Annotated in this window: 4 protein-coding genes; 3 read left to right on the top strand and 1 reads right to left on the bottom strand. The window is 58.4% G+C overall.

The window, feature by feature from the left end:
- The first annotated feature begins 76 nt into the window (after positions 1-76).
- The 3 genes from Mal15_RS24150 (at position 77) to Mal15_RS24140 (ending at position 6398) form a co-directional block, all read left to right on the top strand.
- Entirely contained in the window at positions 77-2038 is a 1962-nt protein-coding gene (locus Mal15_RS24150; RefSeq protein ID WP_147870105.1) for a tetratricopeptide repeat protein, read from the top strand.
- A 329-nt stretch (positions 2039-2367) separates the two neighbouring features.
- The gene (locus Mal15_RS24145) at positions 2368-2766 is read left to right on the top strand and encodes a BlaI/MecI/CopY family transcriptional regulator (protein ID WP_147870104.1); all 399 of its coding nucleotides are present in this window, start codon (positions 2368-2370) and stop codon (positions 2764-2766) included.
- Positions 2763-6398, top strand: a complete 3636-nt coding sequence (locus tag Mal15_RS24140; protein WP_147870103.1) for a M56 family metallopeptidase — start codon at positions 2763-2765, stop codon at positions 6396-6398. The genes Mal15_RS24145 and Mal15_RS24140 overlap by 4 nt, the downstream gene beginning before the upstream one ends.
- 1367 nt (positions 6399-7765) lie before the next feature.
- Here the strand turns inward: Mal15_RS24140 and Mal15_RS24135 are convergent.
- Positions 7766-9118 (bottom strand): IS4 family transposase, encoded by a 1353-nt coding sequence (locus Mal15_RS24135; RefSeq protein ID WP_147870102.1) that lies wholly within the window; start codon positions 9116-9118, stop codon positions 7766-7768.
- Between the last annotated feature and the right edge of the window lie 135 nt (positions 9119-9253).

Genomic DNA, 9253 nt, shown 5'->3' with positions numbered 1-9253 from the left:
GAATCGACGCGATTGTCTGGCCCCGTCGGGTCACCAGGATCCGTCGGCTCACAGCGAAACCAATCCAAGAGACCTCGTGACAGAACGTCGCCCCGCTTTTTGCACGACCGCGACAACCGCGTCCACGCTGTGTCTGGCAATCTGTCTTCTGGCGGTTTCCGGTTGCGATTCCCACTCCGACACGCCGACGGAAGGCGAGGATCAAATCCGCCGGGGACAGACCGTTCGGGCGGGTGATGATTCCACCGCTCCGTTGGACGACACACTTATCGGAACGGTGAAATCGCGACCGGGGACGCCTGCCGGATCGCAGGCCTGTGTGGAGTGTCACCAGGACCGCTACGAAACCTACATGCAGACGGCCCACAGTCGGTCGCTCCGCCCCGTCGATCTTGAAGCAATCCGCACGGATGTGGCGATGGATCACCAGCGGAGCAAACGCTCGTACGAGATCATCAACCGCTCGGGAGAATTATGGCATCGCGAGTGGCTGCACTTTCGCGCCCAAGACGCCCCAAACCAAGACTCCGATCCGAAACTTCGCACCGCGGAGATGCCGGTCGAGTTTGTGATGGGAAGCGGTACCTTTGCCGAGGCGTACGTGCTGCGCGACGGCGGCTACTTGCTTCAATCGCCCGTCACCTGGTACACCGCCGATCAAGCCTATGCGATGGCTCCCGGGTACGACGAACAGGTCCATCGTGGTTGCAATCGCGTCGTTGAAACACACTGCCTGTTCTGTCACGTCGGAAACCTCTCACGGGAACAGCCCCAGCACCCCAAAATCACTGAACTCGCCATCGGATGCCGGCGCTGCCATGGCCCCGGTGAACGTCACGTCCAATACCATCGGTCGCATGCGGAGTCTCCGGACGCGGAAGCGCCCCCCGACGACGCTCGATTGATCGACCCGACGGCGCTTTCAAGGTCAAAGTTGGAATCGATCTGTGCACAGTGCCACCTCAACGGTGACGTCGTCGTGGAAACATTCGGCAACGACATTTGGGACTTCGTTCCTGGCAACGAGTTTGCAGAAACCCGACTGGTCTATCATGCCGAGGATGGCAGGGCCGACGATCCGTTTGCACAACATTTTGATCAGATGTGGCAAAGCATCTGCTACCAAGAATCCGAAACGTTGACCTGCGCGACCTGCCATGATCCCCACCACGCGGAACCGGCAACCGACCGCGCCACGCTGCACCGTGACCATTGCAATCGCTGTCACAACCACCAAGCATGCGGAGTTCCTCTCGACCAGCGAAAAGCTGAAAACGACAATCAATGCGTCCTGTGCCACATGCCATCAAGGCCCAGTGATGCAGTCCATTCAGCGACGACCAATCACCGGATCGCCGTCTATTCGTCATCGCCGCCCAACGAAGCCCCGCCGGCAAACGCCCCGGTCACCCTGCGGCGGGTTCAGCCGCTGCCCCCAGGAATCTCGCCGGAACAAGCCGCAACCGCAGACCGACTGGCTGAAGCGTACTGGTTGCTGGAAAACAACGGCGATACCACAAAGACACGTGGACTCGATGCGGGCTCCATCGAAGCGTCGCTTCTGGAATCGTCCGATGCTTCGGCGCCCCATGTGCTGTCCGCGCTCGCCCGACTTGCCGACCTGCAATCTGAATCTGCAGCGGACGCTTCGCAGGCGATCAGGCATTCCGAACGCGGCCAGAGCTATGCCGATCGTGCATTGGCCGATCCATCGATCGGGCACCGGGCGCGTGTCGGTGCGCTAGAAGTCTTGGCGAATCACCAGTACCGCGCGGCCGAGTACGAGGCTGCCGTCGAAACGTACCAGCGATTGGTGACGCTGCGGCGGTCGGCCGTCGATCACTACAACCTCGGGCTTGCGCTCGGCAAGATACGCCGATTCGGACCGGCCGAACAAGCCTTCCGCGAAGCAACTCGCATCGACCCCTCCTATCCGCTTCCCTACCAGTCACTGTCCGTCCTGTACCGCGGCATCAACCCGCAATTGTCCGCACAAATGGAACGCCTTTCGCGCAGCCTGATTCAAAACGCCCGCTGACCCTGGCACGCTCTGTCCGCTGCGCGGTCACACCATTGTAGAACCGTTGTCCCCAACTGTTCCCTCTCAGCCGCCTGCGGCTGACCCCGGACACCCTCTGCCCGCTGCGCGGTCACCAGACAACAGTTGAGACAACAGTTCGACACTGGATTGTAGAACCGTTGTCCCCAACGGTTCCCCCCTCAGCCGCCCGCGGCTGACCCCGGCACCCATCATCCCGTTTCCCCCGCGGCCCGCACGAGCACTTCTTCTCACGTTTTCCTTGACTTCGTTCACGCCGCCCCCTACCATCTTCTAAAGAATTAAATCTTGGCAGTGGGGAGGAACCGATGGCACGTCCAGAGTCGGAGTACCCGACAGAGCTTGAGCTTGAGATCTTGAAGGTCCTGTGGGACGAGTCCCCGCTTCCTGTGCGGGACGTTCGCGCGCGGTTGGAATCCGACGCGGGCCGCACGCTCGCCCACAGCAGCGTGATCACCATGCTGAACATCATGCATCGCAAGGGCTTTCTGAAACGCCAAAAAGACGGCAAAGCCTTTCTGTTTTCGCCGAAGGTCGAAAAGGAACGCATCAGCGGAGGCATGGTTTCGGACCTGCTTTCGCGACTGTTCGAAGGCTCGCCGACCGCGATGGTTTTGAACCTGCTGGAGACCGGCGAGATCGATCGCGACGAGCTGGATGAGATTCGACGGATGGTCAATCGCAAACGTAGGGAGCGGGAACAATGAACGCTTGGAACTTTGTGTCGGCTGAGTTGAGCTGGCAGATTTGCGTGACGCTACTGCATTCGCTGTGGCAGATTCCGTTGATCGCGCTGTTCATTTGGCTGGCCTGTCGATGGGGTCGGAGCACGGTCGAGCGGAAATACTTGCTGCATGTCGCGGGGGTGTTCTTGAGCATTGCTGTCGTGCCGTTGACGTTTGTTTTGATTGCAAACGGCCGTCCAGCGGACAACCAGATCACAGCCGCGGACGTTGGCCCCGCGATCGTAAGAACGGGAACTTTCCCTTCTGTTGGCTCACCAGAAAACAAGACGTTGCCAGAGGTCGCCGCCGAGTCGTCAAGCAGTGATGCAGTCGCCGGAACCGGCTCGACGGAGACAGATTCGGACGCGCATGCCAATGCCGTGGTCAATGACCTTCACAAAGGTAACGACCATCGCATCAGCAACGCGATTGGGCAAAACCTGTGGCGAGGGGCTCCTTCATGGATTGTCGGGCTCTATCTTCTTGGCGTGATGACGATGCTAATCCGACTCGGTCGCGACATGATCCGAGCCGAACGAATTCGTCTGCAAAGTCGTGTGGTAACCGATGGGCCTCTGTTAGCGTCGATCCGCCTGTTGGCAGAACGATGGTCGCTTCACGTCTTACCCCGACTCGCGACGACCGAACAATTCGTCGTCCCTCAGGTGCTGGGTTTACTAAAACCGACCATCTTGATGCCCGCGTCGGCAATGACGGGGCTTTCATCGCAACAGCTTGAAATGATTTTGGCGCATGAGTTCGCCCACCTGCAACGGCAGGACATGTGGGTCAACTTGTTGCAGCGTGTTGCCGAGTCACTGCTCTTTTTTAATCCGGCGCTATGGATGATCAGTCGGCGAACCAGCTTGCTGCGTGAGTATTGTTGCGACGAGATCGCCTGCCAGGTTGCCGATGAGGGGGACACATCGAGCGACAGCGGAACACGGTGGCGCTACGCGGAAGCGTTATTGCTGGTTGCCGAAGCATCCTGTCCAACAGAATCAGCGAATCTGGCAACCGTCGCAGCCGACGGGCGGGCACCCTCGGACCTTCGCCGGCGGATCGCAAGTTTGCTGGGCCAACCACTGCGTGAACCGTTGCAACTTCCGCGTCGCGGGTTTGCGATCGCCATCGCGTCGGTCCCACTGGTATGGGCTTCGCTGCTCTGGCAGGCCAACGCGCAGGTCACAACGCAGGAATCTGATTCGGACCGGACGGCTGCTACGTCGGAAAACGATCTCACCGATACCGACCGTGCGGATGCCGACCGCGCCGTGGCCACCGCGCGAGCCCGGACGTTCGGATTGCAAAACACCAATCGAATTGCGTTCCGGCAATCCGCTCGCCAAATCAACGTCCCGGGGATGCAGCCGTATCCCAAGCGAGACATGGCGAGCCTGTGGAAAGCGCGTGGCAGCCAGTTGGCCGATCAGCAACCGAATCAGATCCGTACCGAATCGCAAATCGCATGGGACGGCGACCGACTGCTGCTGGGCAGCCTGAGTATCATCCGGCCCGACCAGTCCTGGCGTCAAACGCACTTCTGGGACGGCCGAGACGGTTGGATCGGTGAAATCCAGTCCACCAAGCCGAAGAAAACAAAAAACGTCTATCGCTACGCCTCCCTCGAACAACTGACCGAACACGTCCATCCGTTCAGCTACCCGCACTGGGCCGCCTCCGGGGACCGCCTGCCTTGGCCAGGGCAAGCGGTGTTGATTGCAGAACACAGTGTCGCTCCATCGCAAACACATTACCGCCACGCGGGGACCGAGACGATTGACGGCGAACTGTGCGATGTCTACGTCGGACCGGAACGCAGCGAACAGGTATGGATCGCAGCGCAGACCAAGCTTGTCAAAGCGGTCAGCCGCCACTACCTGTCGGGCATTTCTGAGGAACTGCGATGGAAAATCGCCTCCGACGCGTCCGGAAAAACGATCGGAAGCCAGGAAGAGTACGATCGATATCGTCAAGGATTGTCGACCGAGGAACAAAGTGCGCTGGGTGCACGTTGGGCCGCCGCCGCGTGGGACCAGATGTATCCGGGAAACCTCACCGTCTTTTCAGACTATCAAGAAATTGCACCCGGTGTCCGCTGGCCCATGACGGTGGATCGCGTCGTGGTGCATCCCAGTGGCCAGGGTCAAGAAACATTCAAATACTACCTTTCTAAAATCGCGGTCGACATGATCGATGACTTCGACATGGACGAACTCGCAGCCGATGCATTGCCCGATCCGGGCGTCAAAGTCACTGATCGAACCGGCAAGGCACCGTTCGAGTACATCTGGTCGGATCAACTGACGCAAGCCGCGATCGAACAAAAGCGAAAAGAGGCCTCTGACAAGAAAGCTGCCGAAATCGAACAAAAGCGCCAGATCAACGCGACGCCGATCAACACCATCGGCGATGCCATCGAGATCCTCACCGACGGTCCCAAAATTGAACCGACGATGGTCTGGGCGCGGGCGATCAAATTCTTGACCGAGCATCCCGACGAAGCGTTGCCGGCGTTGATTAAGACGCTCGACGAAGAGCAGCGGGATCACCCCATCAGCAAGTTGGCATTTGCGTTGCGCGCGGTCGGCGATCCCCGTGCCGTTCCCGCTTTGATCCGGGCCTTCCCGCGCACGCTCCTTCCCGGCCGCAGCGACTTTGGCCTCCTGCTGGAAGAGGACGACGAACTTCGGCGGTTCATGCAACAACACGATCTCGGTAAAGGCAGCGGTGGAAAAACCTTCAACTACGGTCGAGCCTTTCGAGAGGTGGTCGGCGCGTTACATAAACTGACGAATCAAAATTTCAATGAAATGGAGTTGAATTGGATCAGGCTGGAAGGATCAAAAGTACAACGGCGCGTCGCACAGCAACAGTTTGATCGTGTCGCTCAAAAGTGGGCAAATTGGTGGGAAGCCGACTGGAAAGATTTTGTCGATGACCCCGCCTTTTCGAAAGTGAATTTGATTTCATCGACCGAGTTGGAAGTCACGCCGACGAAGCCCCACGAACCACTTTCCGGTCCGAACGCCGATCTCGTCAGCGGCGGTTTCGGTGGCATCATCCAGTCCGTCCACAACTCCGGCAAGCAATGTTTCTTCGACCTCGACACCGGCCGGCTGGCAGACTGGCCTAGCGAACTCGCACCACTCGGCAAGACTCAATTGGGTTCCACCGAACTCCGCGACTGGGCGCGTCGCGAAGGGTTTGATGTTGTGGGCATCACGTTGACGCCCGACGGTGAAACCGAACCGCTGTATTGCTTGATGCCATTGGGATTGCAAGCCTGGAAGATCACCGAGGACGACCACCGAAAACTGACCGCGATGGCGCAAGGGAAGGCTCCTTATCCGCTGTCCGATCCGGTCGAATTGCTGGTGCCGCGCCGCATCATCCCCAAACCACGAGATTCACAACACAGCGGTGATTCGTTCTTATTCGTGACACGCGAAGGGACGACCGGTGTCATTCGATTGACTGCTCAGGTCACCAACACCGAGGACCGAAGCGGTTACGCATCAAGCGATGACTTTCTGTTCGAAAACTCCGGCTTTCATCGCGGTGTGAAGTACGCCTACCAAACCATCTCCGAATTGTCGGACGAACAACCGTAGTGCGGTCCGCCGCACGTCCACCCCATTGTAGAACCGTTGTCCCCAACTGTTCCCCTCAGCCGCCCGCGGCTGACCCCCGACACCCTCTGCCCGCTCCGCGGTCACCAGAGAACAGTTGAGACAACAGTTCGACACTGGATTGTAGAACCGTTGTCCCCAACTGTTCCCCCTCAGCCGCCCGCGGCTGACCCCGGCATCCTCTGCCCGCTCCGCGGTCACCAGAGAACAGTTGAGACAACGGTTCGACACTGGATTGTAGAACCGTTGTCCCCAACTGTTCCCCCTCAGCCGCCCGCGGCTGACCCCGGCACCCTCTGCCCGCTCCGCGGTCACCAGAGAACCGTTGAGACAACAGTTCTACACTGGATTGTAGAACCGTTGTCCCCAACTGTTCCCCCTCAGCCGCCTGCGGCTGACCCCGGCATCCTCTGCCCGCTCCGCGGTCACCAGAGAACCGTTGAGACAACAGTTCGACACTGGATTGTAGAACCGTTGTCCCCAACTGTTCCCCCTCAGCCGCCCGCGGCTGACCCCGGCACCCTCTGCCCGCTCCGCGGTCACCAGAGAACAGTTGAGACAACAGTTCTACACTGGATTGTAGAACCGTTGTCCCCAACTGTTCCCCCTCAGCCGCCCGCGGCTGACCCCGGCACCCTCTGCCCGCTCCGCGGTCACCAGAGAACCGTTGAGACAACAGTTCTACACTGGATTGTAGAACCGTTGTCCCCAACTGTTCCCCCTCAGCCGCCTGCGGCTGACCCCGGCATCCTCTGCCCGCTCCGCGGTCACCAGAGAACCGTTGAGACAACAGTTCGACACTGGATTGTAGAACCGTTGTCCCCAACTGTTCCCCCTCAGCCGCCCGCGGCTGACCCCGGCACCCTCTGCCCGCTCCGCGGTCACCAGAGAACAGTTGAGACAACAGTTCTACACTGGATTGTAGAACCGTTGTCCCCAACTGTTCCCCCTCAGCCGCCCGCGGCTGACCCCGGCACCCTCTGCCCGCTCCGCGGTCACCAGAGAACCGTTGAGACAACAGTTCTACACTGGATTGTAGAACCGTTGTCCCCAACTGTTCCCCCTCAGCCGCCTGCGGCTGACCCCCGACACCCTCTGCCCGCTCCGCGGTCACCAGAGAACCGTTGAGACAACGGTTCTACATTGATGGCCAACGCAACAAAGGGGCCTGACCCAATACTGTTCGGCACTCTGCTTGCTCCGCACCTTGAGCGGACAGAGTTTGAGTAATCGATGACGGTTCGGGTTGCAGTCGCAAGCAGTGGCTGGCAAGCGGAGCGATTATCGTTTTGGTGACCGCGCAGCATCAATCGCAGGCAACATCAATTGCGATGCTCCCGAATCGAGTTTTATTGGTTGGTTGCAGTCGCGTCGTAGTGCCGCTTGAGTTTCTCTAAATGAGCGATCAATTCCTCTTCGCTCGCCAGACCCATGAAGTAGTAGCTGATCATCTCAAACGTACGCTTGGTTGGCTTGCGCCCCGTCCAGATGTTGATCAGCAGGCAGGCGATCAATGCACAATAGCACTGAATCTCAATTCCATTCTGGCTGTGGAATATCAATTGGCTACAGCCCATCAACTGCTTGAAGAATCGAAAAAAGATCTCGATGATCCAGCGTTGAGAATAGATCAATGCGATGATTTCGGCGGGAACATCCAGCATGTTCGTCACGATTCGTAAGATGCCATCGCTGCTCGGTCCCGTCGAAGTCCCGTGGTACTTTCCACGGCTGGTATGGGCGCTGCAACGAACGCAGATCAACCGAACAGGATGCCCTGGCCGTTCTCGGTTTCCGCCCTGGTGTCTGCCAAGATCTACAATCTCATCGCTTAAGACTCCTGCGGCGACGGCATTTTCGGAAAGCACTCGCTGCTCCAGGACATCGTAAACACTGTTGTCGCGAACGCGGCACACATAGCTGCTTTTGGCTTGGACGATCTTGTTGAACAGCGAGAACTTTGCATAACCGCGATCCATGACATACAAACGATCTCGCTGGATCGTCTGCTCGAGCACCGATCGTTCGTCGTGCTGGCCACCTGCGTCGGGCGTCACGTCGATTCGCGTCGGGACGTACCGATCCACCTCGAAGTGCGTATGCAATCGCCACTTGACCAAGTGACTGTTGCTTTGCCCTTTGAAGATCGATGCATCGATCAAGCGAGGCAGGCAAGAGACCAATGAGCCATCGACAAGGGTGATCGTCTGGTTGATGCCGTGCAGGCTCTTTTGGCCATGTACCGACTGTGCGTGCTGGCCGAGCTCGGCAATGACTTCTTTGAGACGGTCGGCGTCGAACACGCGCGAAGCTTCGCTCAGTGAGCCAAGGGATGTTCGTCCGCAACCGAGTCGTTTCTTGACTTTCGCAAGTTCCGTGGCTTGAGGAATTGACCGCAACGCGGTAATCGCCGGTTTAAATAGATATAGCAGTACCAGCATGCAGAGTTGGTCGTAGTGCAGGTCTCGATTGCCAGCTTTGTCGCGTTCGCATTGGTCGTCATGAAGTCGCTCCAGCAGAGGAGCGATCATATCGAGATACTTCAGACCTTGAATGTCTTTGCTCTTGAATTTTCGATCTGAGGCATCGGTGGTCGCCTCTTGCTGTGCCTGATCGACCGACAGATCATCTGGAGTACCAGGAGTGACAACTGGTTTCCCACGTTTTGGAACTATTTTGGGCTTGGTTTGCTTGGCGGGCATGACGAATCGTCAGCGACAATGACACTATGGCAGCCGTCCTCTGTGAGCGTGTCCATGGCGCAAACCGCGTGCCAAAATATGCTAAAACTTCGTGCGCAAATCTTGTGCCGAACAGTATTGGGCCTGACCCCTTTG

Origin of the sequence: Stieleria maiorica (genome assembly GCF_008035925.1) — a bacterium.
Lineage (GTDB): Bacteria > Planctomycetota > Planctomycetia > Pirellulales > Pirellulaceae > Stieleria > Stieleria maiorica.
This window is presented reverse-complemented; position numbering and strand designations above follow the sequence as displayed.

Bases quoted from the DNA above. Each gene is read 5' to 3' on its own strand.
- Mal15_RS24145 (WP_147870104.1), top strand. From the start codon at position 2,368: ATGGCACGTCCAGAGTCGGAGTACCCGACAGAGCTTGAGCTTGAGATC.
- Mal15_RS24135 (WP_147870102.1), bottom strand. From the start codon at position 9,118: ATGCCCGCCAAGCAAACCAAGCCCAAAATAGTTCCAAAACGTGGGAAA.
- Mal15_RS24140 (WP_147870103.1), top strand. From the start codon at position 2,763: ATGAACGCTTGGAACTTTGTGTCGGCTGAGTTGAGCTGGCAGATTTGC.